We start from the raw sequence: 16,020 nt of genomic DNA, 5'->3' as shown, positions 1-16,020 counted from the left end.
TGCAACTTATTACTTACGACTCAAAAATCTGCAACCGTAAACCATGATTAAAAAGCTTTATTACTTTTTTTGTGCTTTCTATTTAGTAGTGATCTTGTTGGCGATAGCTTTCTATAAAGAACGCTGCATTTTTATTGACATCGCCTTCCACCTTTTTAATATTGTGAAAGATGGTGCATTCGCTATTCAAAATTTCAGGTTTGGCGCCGCTTTGACACAGATATATCCGCTGCTCCTTACGAAAATGAAAATGCCATTGGATACAATCATGATGGGATATTCGATTGGATTTGGCATTTATTATTTCCTGTGCTACCTGGCTTGTGGATTTCTATTTAAGAATTATAAAATGGGACTAGTACTATTGCTTTCCCAATTACTATTTGCAAGTCATACCTTTTACTGGATGCAATCGGAACTTCCGCAGGCGATTTCGTTGTGCATGGTATTCTTCGCATCCTTAAACGGCCCGGTTGATAAGACTAAGCCACTATTTCAGGTCTGGATATTTACCTGTATTCTGGTGCTCGCGTTTTTTCACCCCCTGTTATTATTTGTCTTCTCATTCCTCATTTTCTTTTTTCTGCTGCAGAGCAATGAATCGCTTGAACAACGGAAATCACTCATTGCCGCGGGTATTTTTTATCTGGTGATCCTTGTAATAAAAAAATGCTTTTTCGGCACTGCTTATGATCAGCATGCGATGGGGAATGCGGCACATTCTTTTAAAAATATCCGCCATTTTTTCTCGATTTACGCTACCCAGTTTTTTCTGCAGAATTGTATTAAAATTTATTATTGGATTCCGGTTATTTCAATCTGGATAGCTGTTACCTATATTTCACAGAAAAAATGGAAGCAACTTGCCTTGTTTACCGGCTATATGGTTGGTTTATTAGTGCTCGTAAATGTTTCTTATCCGGATAATGGCACAAACGCATACTACATTGAAAACATGTATTTGCCACTGGGCGTTTTTATGGCGGTTCCACTCCTCTACGATGTATTACCAACGATTACCCCAAAGTATGCTGCAATACTTTTGACTGCTATATGCATTACCGGCACTGCACGTATTTTCGCCACACACACCATTTATACGGCGCGCTTAAACATGGAACGGAAAATATTGCATCAGTATCAAAACGAAAAAACGCTGATGGCTGCTGCTAACGTACCGGCAGACACGATGCTAACGACCTGGGGTACTGCATTTGAATTCTGGCTCTTGTCTACAACTGAAACGAATAAAACTGCATCGATCATAATTAAAGAAAGTCCAGATCAACTCTTTTGGGCATTAGGACAACCCCAAACATTTTTCACAAACTGGGAGCTGTATAAATATGATACGTTGCCGAAAAGATATTTCAAATTTGAAGACACAGTTGCCGGATATAAGCTGGCGCAATAAGAATTCAAGTAAGATGGGAAACGTCAGATGTTAAACCTCAAACCTCAAGAAGTCGGCCAGTCGGCAACTTAAAACGTACGATTCTTAAAACAAAAACGACAGCAGCACAAACCACATAAAACTGAAAAAGGGAAGTACCTCGACAGATACTTCCCTTTATCATTCATGCAGCTTTTATTGGTGATAGAAGAGTTGTTGAATTTGTGAAACACCCGCATCCATACGCAGTACATAAATACCTGCCGGGAGTGTGCTGATGTTAACATCACCCTGGTCAGTGTTGGTAGCTACAATTTGTTTGTACACCACACGACCTTGCATGTCTACGATATTAAGTGTCGCTTCAGAAGACGTAAGTGGATATACTACACTGATCAGGTCTTTCGCAGGATTTGGAGAGATAGTGATCGGTGTGCTGCCAAATTTGTTAGTCTTCAGATTTACCACGTTGCTGTAAGTAACAGTACCATTGTTATCTACCATTTTCAGGCGGTAATAATTGTTGGCTCCTGCACCCATTGCATCTTTGTATTCATAAGCATTGGTATTGCTAACTGCGATCTGCGCAAGCGTACCGAATGATTTACCATCAGTGCTTTTTTCCATCAGGATCTGACGTGCATCATTGTTACCCATTGCCCATTGCAATACTGCGTTACCGTTTACTACAGAACCATTGAAATATTCGAGAACAATTGGCAGCGGCGTTGCGGCGAGACTCACACCAAACGGAGAAAAGCTACTAAATGTTGCAAAAGCTGTAGTTGTTGTGTTTGAAGCGCTTGCTGTAGCATTCTGCCATCCACCCGAAAAATGAGAGATCGTGATATTTATTCCAGAAGATCCGGACATAGTTTCACCAACCAACGCTGGATCCCAGGTCAACGAAATCGCTGCACTGCTGCTTCCGTTTGTACGGGCTACATCCCACATTGCATCAACCATTGCCTTTTTAGCACTGGCGGTATACGGCGTGCCTAAAGGTGTGCCGTTCATAGTTGCGCCTTGAAACACTCCCACAGAAAAACCTGACGGAGTAGAAGCAGGAGCCACTGTAGCAGGCAGATAATACGTACTATTTCCTACCGGAAAAGTGTAAGTAGCAGTTGTCATTGTAGGATATGCCAATCTACCAGTTAAAGTGCCCAGAACGATATAATTGCTGCTACTTGCAGTAACTGCTGTGGCAGAACTGTTGCTTATTGTCAGTGTATCATTACCCACATTCAACTTACCGGAAGTAAGAGTAAGCGTGCTGGTAGTGCCTAAAGTTTTTGTTGCGTTCAGTGTAACACCTGCAGCATTGTTTATAACCACTTTGGCATTCATCGTAGCAGGAAATTCATTGTTGGCAGTAGTTTGCGCTGAGCCGCCTTTATACTCCAAGATGGCATTGGTGCCGTAAGTAAAACTATTGCCTACCAAAGCATTCCCTTGCAATGAAAGCGTACCATTTACAGTAATACCAGTTGTTGTTTTATTACCACTGCCACTTAAAGTAAGATTATTGTAAGCTCCAAGGCCATTTGATACAGTTTGCGGACCACCGCTGTATGCAATTGTACCAGCACCTGCTGTGAATGAATTCAGACTATTAATAGTCACACCGCCGCCAATTTGTAACATGCCGCCGGCTGTCATAACGATTGTACCTTTTTGCTGACCAGTGCTACCACCAATGATAACGTCGCCTGAAACTGCAAGTTGTGATGCGGCTGCAAATGTAATAGTACCTGCGGTGTTCGCCGCAATACTGCTTAAACGTAATACGCCACAAACAGCAGTGGAAACATCTACTGTTATATTGTTACCGCCTCTGATAACTACCGTATCTGCTGCACCGGGAAGTGATGAAACAGTGCCGCCGCTGCCATCGGTTTTCGCCCAGCTGGAAAGAGAACTCCAATTACCGGTTGCATTAGAAAAATAGATAGTCGCGGAAGCTTCATAGCTTACAAAGAGTGTCAGAGCCGAACAAAGAAAAAGAGCCTTGTGTTTTAAAGAGGAACCTTTCGTAAAGAGGTTTGCGAAAATGGGCCTGCGGCCATTCGTTGTTTTTACAACATTGTCGAGATGTGTAGCTGAGCTGCTCATAAAGGGGGTGGTTTAGTTATAATGAATGAATGATAAACATAGCTTTCCCTGTACCTCTTCTAGAGGTAAGTATGTATAAAGTACCATAACCTGTATCAACGCGATTAACTGCGCGTACGGCTATACCCGATAAGTTTTTTGACCCGTCTTTGCGTCTTTGGAATGCAGAGGCATGAATCGCCTCTAAGCGAAGGATAGTTTATTCGTCTCATTTCGGGGGTAGTTTTAAACGATTAGTATTGTAATTAAACTCTTGCTTCCTTTCGTGTAAAATCTTGATTTCTTTCGTAGATTAAAATTAGAAAAATATTTAATTAGCAAACAAATTATAATTGTTATTTGATTGTTATCAATGATAACAAAATTTGGGGAGCATAAATTATTGGTTATGACGATTGAAATTATTGACTGCAGAATATGCTTATCGCTTCGGTGCGATTTTATGGAAACCCAAAAATCGAATGAGATACCGTAAACGTTCTCTTGGGAGGAGCTATCGGCGTCACGCAATTTAATTTAGTGCAGGATGTAAAAAGGTAGAAGCTTAAAAATCGATCTGCGATTAAAACATCCGGGCAATAAACACAAATATCGAACTATCGAAACATCAGATGTCTCAAACATCAGACGTTTCAAAAAAATCACAAGTGCAGTATTCTTAGAATTTCAGGCAGTTGCTTCAAATTCAAGATCAAACCTCATTCGCCAGCTGAAAAAGCGTGAGTGATAGCAGCGGAAAGCCCACAGCGGAGCAACGCGGAGTGAGGACTTGCAGCGAATAGCGCGACCCGGAGGGGCACGCCATTAATTATGATTTATGAGGTAAAATTTATGAGTTTTGTTTTGTTTGCTTTCCCATAATTTTTCTCCATCGGAATGGCTAAAAACATAAGCTCACAATAGTGCTATGACCACTGTGAGCTTCTATTCTTATTGTATTACAGACGCTGCGCGCAACGTCATCCGCATCCCTCTGACATCAGAACCCGGCAGCCTGCTAACGTAGCACCAGCTGGTTGTCTGTGATCATCTTTCTCAGATTGATCAAAGCATAGCGCATACGGCCCAATGCGGTATTGATGCTAACATTGGTGATGTCGGAAATTTCTTTGAAGGAAAGATCGCCGTACATGCGAAGAATAATAACCTCACGTTGTTCCTCGGGCAGACGATCGATTAACTGCCGTACACCTTCATGCGTCTGGCGGCGCTCCATAGCATCTTCCGGGCTTTCTGTGGCTAACGGAAGTATCTCCATGATATCGCGACCATCCGGCAAGGTAACGGAAACCTGTTGACGCACGCGTCTGAAATAATCCATGCAAAGATTATGCGCTACGCGAATAGCCCAGGGCAGGAATTTCCCTTGCTCGGAATAGCGGCCTTCCCGCATGGTACGGATCATTTTCAGGAAAGACTCCTGAAAAAGGTCTTCGGCAATGTACTTGTCTTTTACCAGCATAAAGATGGCAGTGTACACTTTGTCTTTATAGCGGGTGATCAGTACTTCGATAGCCCTTTCCTGTCCGTGCAGGAATGCATGAATCAGTTCTGCGTCTGAAAGTTGGCGGATGGATTGCATATGATTCTACTTAAAAAATGTAACGTACAGGTCACATCATTTTTGTGGATTGTGTTTTAAGTAGCGTATGCTTCGATAGACGATAATTTAAATTAGAAAAAAACATGTCGGGATGACATGCGTTGCAAAAAAGTTAAAATAATTGAATCCACCAAAATTTTCTCAAAGTTTTTTCAGAATTGATGCATAATATTCCCCGTTTTCAATTATAAAGGAGGCTCAACGTAAAACGGTTAGAAATATTGTGTAGCGGAAATGGTGTTTAGGAAATGACTTTTGTGTGATAAAGAGGATGGCTGATGGCTGATGTTTTGATCGCTGATTTTGGGGTAAGTTGTCAGTGGTGAGTTGTGAGTGCTCGTGTTGTTACTACGGCTACTCACGTTCAGCCTGCTGGCGTCGGTCACCCTGACTAATTATTCGGTGCCCGTAATCAAAAGGGAATGACACCTTGATTAGACGATAGTAGTTCTAGCAAGCTTCGAATCATTCTTCTCCTACTTTTTTTCTGCAAAAAAAGTAGGGCAAAAAAGGCAGCCTAAACCAGATCACTCCGTGGTTTAGGCGGTCGCACGATCAACTTCAGTGTTACTGTACTGCCAAACTAAACGCCTTGAATTTGAACTCATTTCCTAAATGTGTCATTGGCGCTAATAATTGTGTACGCGCAATCAAAAGAAGTGACAAAACGTGAAGCGTAAATTTTCCTTCCGCGAAATCAGATTGCCATGTCGTCCGCACAGCATTGCCGTTTGGTCACTCCTTACAATGACCCGAGGGGCTATAACTCCCGTTGGGCAGGAGATCTCCGCGTAATGTTGGTCTAATTAACTACAACTTGATACTTAATATTTACTACTAGACACTAACAAATAAAAAAGCTCCTGTTAGAAAACAGGAGCTACGCAATATGAAATTATAAAACAAAAGAGAGTCTGATTCTTAGTCAGGTTTTTTACCTTCCAGGAATGTATTCAGTGTCTGAATAGACGCTTCGTTGTTATTTGGTTTCGGTTCGTTCATACCTACCGTATAACCGCTGTAGAATGTGCTTGCGGAAGCGAGTCCGTTATCAACATCCATGTTGCGGCGAACATAGGCTGGTACATTTTCCATTTCGTCGTTGCTTTCTGTGCCTTTTACGTTAAAGCTCATTTTGCGCAGACGTTCTGCTCGTTCTTCCAAAGCTCTTTTCTGATCTTCGAAACGACGTTTTTCTTCAAGCTCTTCGGCGCTCAGCACATGCTCGCCAATTCGGAAAGCTGCGTTTTGCGCTTCGGTTTTCAGTTCATCTTTGATCACCATTTGCAGCAAAGTTTCCTGCGAAGCAACTGGAACGGAGGAAGCAGCCGTATTAGCAGTGTTATTGAACACTTCATTTACCGCAGCAGTTGGTGTATTATTTACAGGAGCAGCATTGTAAACCGGTTCAGGCATTGCAGGTTTTTCAACCGGCTGAAAGCTGAAGAGGTCGTTTTTAGTTGGTTCCGGCACAGGTACAGATGACACAGGCGCAGCAGCTGGTGTAAATACGGGTGCAGATATGGTCGGAGTCTCGGTGAAGGAAGGAGTGGTTGGCATTTCTACCAACACGGGAGCCAGCGGGTCAATGGAGGAAGTGGTTGCAGCCGAAGCAACCGCTGTAGGAGTTTTAGATTCGGCTATAACCTCCCCCAACTGAACGATGATTTTTTCTGATTCTTGTCTTTTAGTAATAGCAGGATCCGGAGCAACTTCTTTGTGATTGAAACCAGTTGCAATGATGGTAACTGCGATTTTGTCTTCCAGGCTAGGATCGTGACCCATACCGAGAATTACATCACAATTATCGCCGGCTTGCTGTTGTACATAAGCCTGGATTGCTTCCGCTTCATCCATGGTATGTTCAAATTCACCTGCAGAAGAAGTGATGTTGAGCAAAATCCATTTCGCGCCGCGGATATCATTATCGTTCAGCAACGGAGAGTTCAGCGCCTGCTCTACGGCATGCAGGGAGCGGTTTTCACCGGCCACTGCTGCACTACCGAGGATTGCTACGCCACCGTTTTTCATTACGGTACATACGTCCGCAAAGTCAACGTTGATCTGACCAGTAGTATTAATTACGTCTGTGATACATTTTGCGGCTGTTGCCAACACATCATCTGCTTTCGCAAAAGCCTGTGTAAATGGCAGATTACCAAACTGCATACGCAGTTTATCGTTTGAAATGATCAGGATTGTATCTACATGCTCACGCATGCGGTCGATACCTTCCTGGGCTTGTTTCATACGTTTACGACCTTCGTAGGTAAACGGCATAGAAACGATACCTACAGTAAGTACGCCCAACTCACGACAGATTTTAGATACTACCGGTGCACCGCCAGTACCCGTACCACCGCCCATACCGGCCGTGATAAAAGCCATGCGTGTATTTACTTTGAGAATCTTGGTAATATCTTCAATGCTCTCTTCGCTGGCTTGTTTACCAATTTCGGGATTGGCACCTGCGCCAAGACCTTGCGTGAGATGCGGCCCCAGTTGAATTTTGTTAGGAACAGGACTCAAAGCGAGTGCCTGGGAGTCTGTGTTGCATACGATAAAATCCACGCCGTCAATACCGAGATTGTACATGTAGTTCACGGCATTGCTACCGCCACCACCCACACCTATCACCTTAATGATAGATGACTGATTTTTGGGAATTTCAAAATGTATCATAATGCTTATTTTGGGGGGGTTAGTAATTTCTCTCTTGAGTTGGTTAAGCAAATTATTATTGTTAGAATATTTAATACAATTTTTTTATACACTTATTCACATTATTCCATTTCCTGATCATCCACTTCTTCGAAAAGGCTCATAAACTTACCCTTCATACGGTCAAACAAGCGTTTCATGGTTTCGTTGCGACGCTCGTTGCGCTGACGGATGTTTTCTTTTTCCTCAATCTCTGAAATTACTTCGCTGTCTGTGGTAGCAGGTGCCGCCTGCGGTACATTGAGCGGTTGCGTATTTACAGCCGGAATTGGTTCATCGAGCTCTGCATGGATCAGGTTTCCGCCATCGCCTACAAAGCGCAGACGACCGTTTTCGAAATCATGATAACCACGCAGAATCAGACCGATACAAGTTGCATACATCGGGTGCATCAGCTTTTCGGCATCACGGCCTGCCAGATGTTCGTTCGGATAACCGATACGTGCACCCAGACCAGTTACATATTCTGTAAGCTGGATAATATGTTTCAACTGTGCGCCGCCACCCGTAAGGATGATACCGCCGTACAAACGCTTATCAAGATCAATTTGTTTCAGATGGTACACCACGTAGTCCATAATCTCCTGCATACGCGCCTGAATGATGTGCGCGAGGTTTTTCACAGAGATCTCTTTCGGTGGTAAACCGCGCAGACCAGGGATTGTGATATAGGCATTCGCATTAGCTTCATCAGCCAGTGCCGTACCAAACTGTACTTTCATCTGCTCTGCCTGGGCACGCAATACACCCAGACCGTTGCGGATATCGTTTGTGATATTCACACCAGCATATGGAATAACAGCGGTATGTTTTAAAATACCATCGTAGAACACGGCCATATCGGTAGTACCACCGCCGATATCTACAATTGCAACGCCTGCCTCCAGATCTTCATCACTCATTACTGCTGCGGCAGATGCCAGCGGTTGCAGTACAAGGTCTTTGGTTCTGAGGTTTGATTTGTCCACACAACGTTTGATGTTGCGGATGGCATTACGATCGCCGGTGATGACGTGAAAATTAGCGCCAATTTTCACACCGTTCATCCCTACCGGACTGAAGGTTGTTTGTGTATTATCAACTGTATATTCCTGCGGGATAATGTCGATGATCTGATCACCCGTCGGAATGTAGGTTTTGTACTGGTCTTTAATCAGCATGTCGATATCCGCCTTGCTGATCTCCTCATCGGTGGCCATACGAACCCTGTCACCACGCGTCTGCATACTTTTAATATGCTGACCCGCGATCCCAACATAAACCTCTTTAATCTCAAGGTTGGGGTTTGACTGGATGCATCTTTCAATGGCCTGCTCGATAGAGCGCACACACTGTTCAATATTCATAACCACTCCGTGTGCGACGCCTGCACTATCCGCTTTCCCGTATCCCAAAATCTCGAGTTTACCGAACTCGTTCTTTCTGCCGGCGATCGCTACAACTTTGGTAGTTCCGATGTCCAGGCCGACAATGATGGGCTGTTCATTCTTATTCATATTGCGCTTGTTTGTTTCGTGTGATGTTTAATGAGCGTTGTTTCCCTGGTAGATGTATTTAGGTGCTTTGTCGCCGGTCTTTTTCTCTTCCTGATTTTTTTTCTTTTCGGGAGTCGCCTTGGTAGTTGCGTTTGAATGGTTACTTTTTTTGTCTTCTGTTTTCTTTTCGTTTGCTTTCGTTTCGTTTGTTTTTGATTTCGCCTGTATTGCTGCAGGTTTTGCTACCGGTTTCGGTGCTGGTGCCGCAGTGTGTACCGGCTTTTCTGGTTCTTTATGCTGAACCTGCGGTTTCGACGCAGGCGGGGTTGCCGTTACTCCGAGCACAACTGGCGAAACTGGCTGCACCATAGTCTGTGCTGCGCCGTCACCGCCTTTGTCGTCGTCTTTGGTATTTCCTAAAATGCTTTTCACCCAGTTCATATCACTCATCGCTTTGTCTTTCGGTGCTTTCCATGGCAACGAAGGCGAAGCCACTACCTGATCTTTGAACCGGATATCGAGCACCTGATATTTATCAAAGCCAATACGGTTAAGTACATGCTGATAAAAAGCAAAAAGGTTGTCCAGTTTATCTTGCAGATCTGAGGTATCGCCAATCAGAATACGGTGATTACCCATTACTGGTATCAGCTGAAATTCACGATCGGGTGTTACTACAATTTCCTGCACCTGTGCATTCCAGAAGCTGTCCGCTTCAATTGTCCGTACCATCGTGAGCATCTGACTTTTCAAGCTTTTGCTCATGCTATCGTCCTTCAGTTCCGGCGCATTGGTAATAATCGTTGAATAATGTGCGTACTTGTCCGATAGCGGCAAAACATGCAGTGCAGTATCAAGATAATAACTGTTGCCGTTAGTTTCAAATACTCGTAACGCAGGAATGCGCTGGGTTACATTCACGTAAAGAACTTGCTGATTGTCGATATAAACCTGTGCATCGGATATCCATGGATTTGCCTGTGCGATCTGTTCCATTTTGTGGAGATCAATTTTGGCAACCGGCGTACTTCCTATGTTGATGTGGCGATTGGCCAGCAACATTTCCTGCACATCTTCTTTGTCTATAAAACGGCAATCATTTTCATTTCTGATGGCGATCCTGATACCGGAAACTACTTTCTTGTCCTGTATTCTGGAAGCGCTGGTAATAGCCAATACACAGCCTGTAGTCACGATAATGGTAACTAACACCTGCAATATTTTGCGTACCGATATTTTGCGCTTTTCGCCCATTTTATTTTTGTTCCAGTATTTCCTTAATCGGTTGTACCAGCTTATCTATATCTCCTGCGCCGGCTGTAATAAACAGATCGAGCGGAGCCACTTTTACAAATTCCAACAACCCTTCTTTACTCAGAATCGTATGCACCGGATTGCCCATGCGATCTGCGATCATTTGCGAGGTAACACCTTCCATCGGTAATTCACGTGCCGGGTAAATGTCCAGCAATATTACCTGATCAGCGAGGTCCAGACTTTCTGCAAAGCCATCTGCGAGATCACGTGTGCGACTAAACAGATGCGGCTGAAATGCTACAACGCACTTGCGATCCGGGAACAAACGTTTGGCACTTTTGATGAGTGCTGCCAGCTCTTCCGGATGGTGTGCATAGTCATCGATGTACACCATTTTATCGTTCTTCAGCACATATTCAAATCTGCGTTTGATACCTTTGAAACCCGCCAATGCTTTTTTGATCAGCGTATGATCGATTTCAAGTAAATGCGCTACAGTTACTGCCACTACTGTGTTTTCCACATTGTGCATTCCGCCAATCGGCAGATGAATATCCTGTAGCATCCACCCTTTCCCCATGATGTCAAAAATATAACCGCCGTCTTGCTGCACTATATTCGTTGCGTACACATCGGCTGCATCATTCTGCAAACTGTAAGTGATCTTTTTCGAACTTTCCAATTCATGACCACGACGCAATCCATGTTTAGCAATAAGCGTGCCACCGGGTTTTATATTTTTTGTGTACTGAATAAATGCTTCCTCCATTTGTTCGGGAGTACCGTAAATATCCAGGTGATCAGGATCCATTGCGGTGAGCACAGCTATATCCGGAAACAGTTTCAGGAAACTGCGATCGTATTCATCCGCTTCTATCACTGCAACGTTATTATCGCTGCTCCAGTAATTGCTTTCGTAGTTGACGGAAATGCCACCCAGAAAAGCGTTGCAACCATACCCGGTTTCGCGCAGCAAATAAGCCGTAAGTGTGGAAATGGTCGTCTTGCCATGCGTGCCACCAACAGTGATAGCAAACATCGCTTCGGTGATCCATTGCAACACATCGCTTCTCTTGTACACCTTGTATCCGTTATCACGATACCAGTTCAATTCTTTTTGATCGGCCGGAATAGCAGGTGTGTACACTACTAATTCAGCTTCTTTATCTACGAGCGAAATATCGTCTGTATAATGCACTGCAATATCTTCACTCACCAGTTTTTTAGTGAGGTCAGTTTCTGTACGGTCGTATCCGCTTACGGTGGCGCCACGCTGTTTGAAAAAACGTGCCAGTGCGCTCATTCCGATACCGCCGATACCTACAAAATAAATCCGTTTCAGTTGCTGTACATCCATTGTTTCTTATCCTTTATTCGCGAGTGCTATCAATTTCTTTGCAATCCTTTCGTCGGCATCTTTTATAGCTGCTTTCTCCAGGTTTTGTGTCATCACTTGCTGCATGCTTTGATCATGCAGTAAAGTATTCAGTTTTGTTACCAGCAAATCTTTGGCTTCGCCGTCTTTGACCATTAACGCTGCACTTTGCGTTACTAATGCCATCGCATTGCTGGTTTGATGATCTTCTGCTGCAAACGGATACGGAACGAAGATCACAGGTTTTGCTGCGATGCACAGTTCCGCAATAGCTAATGCGCCGGCGCGTGAAATCACGATATCCGCCGCTGCATAAGCATAATCCATCTGACGGATGAAATCAAATACCTTCACTTTATCACCAAAAGCTTTCGCTCTTTCCACAGCTTGCTCGTAATAAGGCTTACCGGTTTGCCAGATCAATTGCACTTTGTCGGAAACGATCTCATCCAAATGTGCATCGATCGCTTCGTTAATTGCTTTGGCCCCCAGGCTACCGCCTATCACCAGTACTGTCTTTTTCCCTGCATCCATGCCCAGCCACTGTTGCCCTTCTGCTCTTGTTATGGTTGATTGTGCAATGCTCTTACGAACGGGATTGCCCGTGACGATGATCTTTTCTTTCGGAAAAAATTTATCCATCTGATCGTAAGCCACACAAATCGCTGCTGCTTTGCGCGCCAGTATCTGGTTGCTTTTTCCGGCAAATGAATTCTGTTCCTGAATCACTGTCGGAATCCCCATCCGCTGCGCGGCTTTTAAAATAGGAAAGCTCGCATAACCACCTACACCTACGACTACATCGGGTTTAAAGTTTTTCAAAATGCTGTTTGCTTTGAAAATACTTTTGATCAGCTTAAACGGCAGGCTGATATTCTTCAGCATATTGCTGCGATTAAAACCTGCAATGTCCAGTCCGATGATATTAAAACCTTCCTGCGGCACTTTTTCCATTTCCATCTTGCCTTGCGCCCCTACGAAAAGGAGTTCAGCATCTGGTTGTAATCTTTGCACGGCATGACCGATTGCCACAGCCGGAAAAATATGTCCGCCTGTACCGCCGCCTGCTATGATTACTTTCATCTGTTTCATTTATGCTAAAGCCGGAGCTTCGTTTTTATCTGTAGTTAATGTTTCTTCTTCTTCCGTTGTTTCTGTTGCAGTTTTCTCAGTTTTTTCGCTAGCTGCTTTTTTGCGGCCTTCGTTTTCATCCACATAGCGACTTACACTAAGTACAATGCCAATGGCAATACTTGTAAACCAGATCGACGAACCACCCATGCTCACCATCGGCAGCGTCAAACCCGTAACTGGTACAAGGTGTACGTTCACCGCCATATTCAGCATTGCCTGAAACACCAGTGTCATACTCAAGCCTACCGCGAGGAATGCACCGAATGCGTACGGACATCGTTTAAAGATCAGGATACTTCGCCAGAGGAAAAGCAAATACAAAAACACTAATGCAGTTGCACCTACCAGGCCATATTCTTCAATAATACTAGAGAAGATAAAATCCGAATATGCCTCCGGCAGATAATCGCGCTGACGACTGTGACCAGGGCCGAGACCAAAGACACCGCCATTGGCAATCGCAATTTTTGCCTGCAATACCTGGTACACGGATTCTTTTTTTCCTCCTTTAACGCTGCCGTCTTTTTTACTGCCTCCGGCGAAGTCAGAGATCCGTTGCTCCCAGGTTGCCGCACGGCCAAAGCCGGTAATCTTGGAAACGGTGAATAACAACACAACACCAATAATGCCGGCCACCGCCAGCAACATAATGTGTTTTACCTGTACTCGTCCGATGAAGAAAAGAATGCAACAAGTGGCGCCCAGCATCAGTGCTGTGGAAAGATTTGCCGGAGCAATCAATGCACAGGTAAGGAACACCGGAACCAACACAGGTATAAAACCTTTTCTAAGATCTTTAATGCTGCCTTGCTTAATGCTCAGCATTCTCGCTAAGAACAAAAACAGTGCCAGTTTTGCCAGATCGGAGCTTTGGAAGGTAACATTCACGACTGGTAGTTTAATCCAGCGGGAACCCTCGTTGATCTTCGCACCGAAAAACAATGTGTACAGTAACAGCGGTAAACTGATAACGTACAGCATCACGGCTATCCGGGCAAATTTGGTATAGTTTACTTTGTGCACGCCATAGATGATCAACAAACCAACGGCAATTACCGACAGCTGTTTGATCAGGTAATAGCTTGCATTTTTATCCATACGATATGCAAGCGATCCCGTAGAACTATATACGGCCATCAGGCTGATCAGCGATAGTAACAGTACTACCGACCAGATCACTTTATCGCCTTTTATCCGTTCTAAAATCTTTTGCATTACTATGAATTAAAAAGTCAAAATCCGGCCTCCTCGAAGCCCACCAACCCATTGCTGGTAACAAACGCGATGATCAATTTGACGTTTCATCTTTGACCATTCACCATTCACCATTCACCACTACAATCCCTTCACCGCTTCTTTAAATTGCTTGCCGCGGTCTTCGTAGTTTTTAAACAGGTCGAAGCTGGCGCATGCAGGCGATAATAAAACCACATCTCCTTTTTCAGATACTGAGAAAGCAGCTTTTACTGCTTCATCAGCACTTGCTGTATCGATAATAGCCGGAACCACACCTTTAAAAGCATTGTGAATTGGCGCGTTATCCACACCCATACACACAATCGCTTTCACCTTATCCTTCACCAGTTCCATCAGTTCATTGTAATCATTTCCTTTATCCTGACCGCCCAAAATCAATACCGTTGGCTTCTTCATGCTTTCCAGTGCAAACCACACAGAGTTTACATTCGTGGCCTTACTGTCGTTGATAAAATCTACGCCGCGAACAGTCGCCACAAACTCCAATCGATGTTCCAGCCCTTCAAACGTTGCAAAGCTTTCACGGATTTTTTCTCTGCGAATACCGGCAATACGTGCAGAAATACCCGCAGCCATAGTATTGTACTGGTTGTGTTTGCCCTGCAGCGACAAGTCGTGTATGGACATTTTCAGCTCTTCACCGCCATAATTGATGGTCATCTCATCATCATGGATCATTCCGCCTTCATTTTCTGGTAGCTTTTGCTCGTTGTTCATCGTGAAATAGATAGTTTTTGCGTGAAGCGAATGGGCACTAATCATATTCAACATGTACTTGTTAATTACAGGGTCGTCCTGATTCAAAATGAAGAAATCATTGCCGGTCTGATTCTCTGTAATCCGAAATTTAGAAGCTATGTAATTGTCCAGTTTATAATCGTATCTGTCTAAATGGTCTGGCGTGATATTCAGCAATACTGCCACATCTGGCCGGAAACGGTGAATGTCATCGAGCTGAAAACTGCTCACTTCCATCACGTACCATTCTGTAGGTTGTTCTGCAATTTGCTTTGCAAAACTGATGCCGATATTACCTACCATTGACACATCGTATCCAGCTTCTTTCAGCAGGTGAAAGGTCATTTTGGTCGTAGTACTTTTGCCGTTGCTGCCGGTGATGGCAATGATCTTGCTATCACCTTTATAACGGAATCCAAATTCAATTTCACTGCACACTTCAATACCTGCTTCATGCACTTTCTTCACGATCGGCGCTTTATCAGGTATGCCAGGGCTTTTCACCAGGCATTGTGCATTCAGTATTTTTTCTTCGGTATGACGGCCTTCTTCAAATTCGATACCTGCATGATGCATCGCATCTTTGTAGTTGTCTTTAATTGCACCACCGTCGCTGACAAAAACGTCCCAACCTTGCTGTTTTCCCAGCAAAGCCGCACCGAGGCCACTTTCTCCTGCCCCAAGTACAATCAATCGTTTTTGTCCACCTGTTGTCATTTGTTGTTCTGTCATTTTACTTGTTGATGTTATGGTAGAAACCATTTCATCCTTTGTTTATACCCCTAGCCCCTGAAGCGGGATTTTTGGGTTTTGTTTAAAAAATTTGTTATCACAATCCTCACACCCTCATCCCCTAAAGGGGAGTTACAGCGCGAGCAGGGTTTTGAATTTCGACTTTTGAATTTTGAATTCATTTGTCACATTCCCCACATTAATCACATTCACACATTTC

The 16,020-nt window shown here is 43.9% G+C and carries 10 protein-coding genes; 1 reads left to right on the top strand and 9 read right to left on the bottom strand.

Annotated features, from left to right (window positions below; all coding sequences use genetic code 11):
* The first annotated feature begins 43 nt into the window (after nt 1-43).
* On the top strand, nt 44-1,414 hold the full coding sequence (locus tag DN068_RS13405) for a hypothetical protein (RefSeq protein ID WP_110999440.1): 1,371 nt from the start codon (nt 44-46) through the stop codon (nt 1,412-1,414).
* 174 nt (nt 1,415-1,588) lie between these two features.
* On the opposite strand, the gene DN068_RS13400 is transcribed toward DN068_RS13405, so the two are convergent.
* The 9 genes from DN068_RS13400 to murD all read right to left on the bottom strand — a co-directional run bounded on the left by DN068_RS13400 (nt 1,589) and on the right by murD (nt 15,800).
* Complete coding sequence (locus DN068_RS13400) at nt 1,589-3,508, bottom strand: T9SS type A sorting domain-containing protein (RefSeq protein ID WP_110999439.1); 1,920 nt, start codon at nt 3,506-3,508, stop codon at nt 1,589-1,591.
* A gap of 997 nt (nt 3,509-4,505) precedes the next feature.
* Nucleotides 4,506-5,090 carry an RNA polymerase sigma factor gene (locus tag DN068_RS13395; protein WP_110999438.1) on the bottom strand — a complete coding sequence of 195 codons (585 nt, stop codon included), beginning with the start codon at nt 5,088-5,090 and terminating at the stop codon, nt 4,506-4,508.
* 942 nt (nt 5,091-6,032) lie between these two features.
* Entirely contained in the window at nt 6,033-7,793 is a 1,761-nt protein-coding gene (gene ftsZ / locus DN068_RS13390; RefSeq protein WP_110999437.1) for a cell division protein FtsZ, read from the bottom strand.
* A 101-nt stretch (nt 7,794-7,894) separates the two neighbouring features.
* A complete protein-coding gene (gene ftsA / locus DN068_RS13385) occupies nt 7,895-9,328 on the bottom strand; it encodes a cell division protein FtsA (protein ID WP_110999436.1) in 1,434 nt (477 codons plus the stop codon).
* A gap of 27 nt (nt 9,329-9,355) precedes the next feature.
* Entirely contained in the window at nt 9,356-10,561 is a 1,206-nt protein-coding gene (locus DN068_RS13380) for a hypothetical protein (protein WP_110999435.1), read from the bottom strand.
* A gap of 1 nt (nt 10,562) precedes the next feature.
* Nucleotides 10,563-11,921, bottom strand: a complete 1,359-nt coding sequence (murC, locus tag DN068_RS13375) for a UDP-N-acetylmuramate--L-alanine ligase (protein WP_110999434.1) — start codon at nt 11,919-11,921, stop codon at nt 10,563-10,565.
* A 6-nt stretch (nt 11,922-11,927) separates the two neighbouring features.
* Nucleotides 11,928-13,022 (bottom strand): undecaprenyldiphospho-muramoylpentapeptide beta-N-acetylglucosaminyltransferase, encoded by a 1,095-nt coding sequence (murG, locus tag DN068_RS13370; protein WP_243630241.1) that lies wholly within the window; start codon nt 13,020-13,022, stop codon nt 11,928-11,930.
* Nucleotides 13,023-13,031: 9 nt separating this feature from the next.
* Nucleotides 13,032-14,288, bottom strand: coding sequence for an FtsW/RodA/SpoVE family cell cycle protein (locus tag DN068_RS13365; RefSeq protein ID WP_110999432.1), 1,257 nt, complete (start codon nt 14,286-14,288; stop codon nt 13,032-13,034).
* A gap of 120 nt (nt 14,289-14,408) precedes the next feature.
* On the bottom strand, nt 14,409-15,800 hold the full coding sequence (gene murD, locus DN068_RS13360; protein WP_243630238.1) for a UDP-N-acetylmuramoyl-L-alanine--D-glutamate ligase: 1,392 nt from the start codon (nt 15,798-15,800) through the stop codon (nt 14,409-14,411).
* Nucleotides 15,801-16,020: the final 220 nt, after the last annotated feature.

It is taken from the genome of Taibaiella soli (assembly GCF_003236175.1).
GTDB lineage: Bacteria > Bacteroidota > Bacteroidia > Chitinophagales > Chitinophagaceae > QKTW01.
This window is presented reverse-complemented; position numbering and strand designations above follow the sequence as displayed.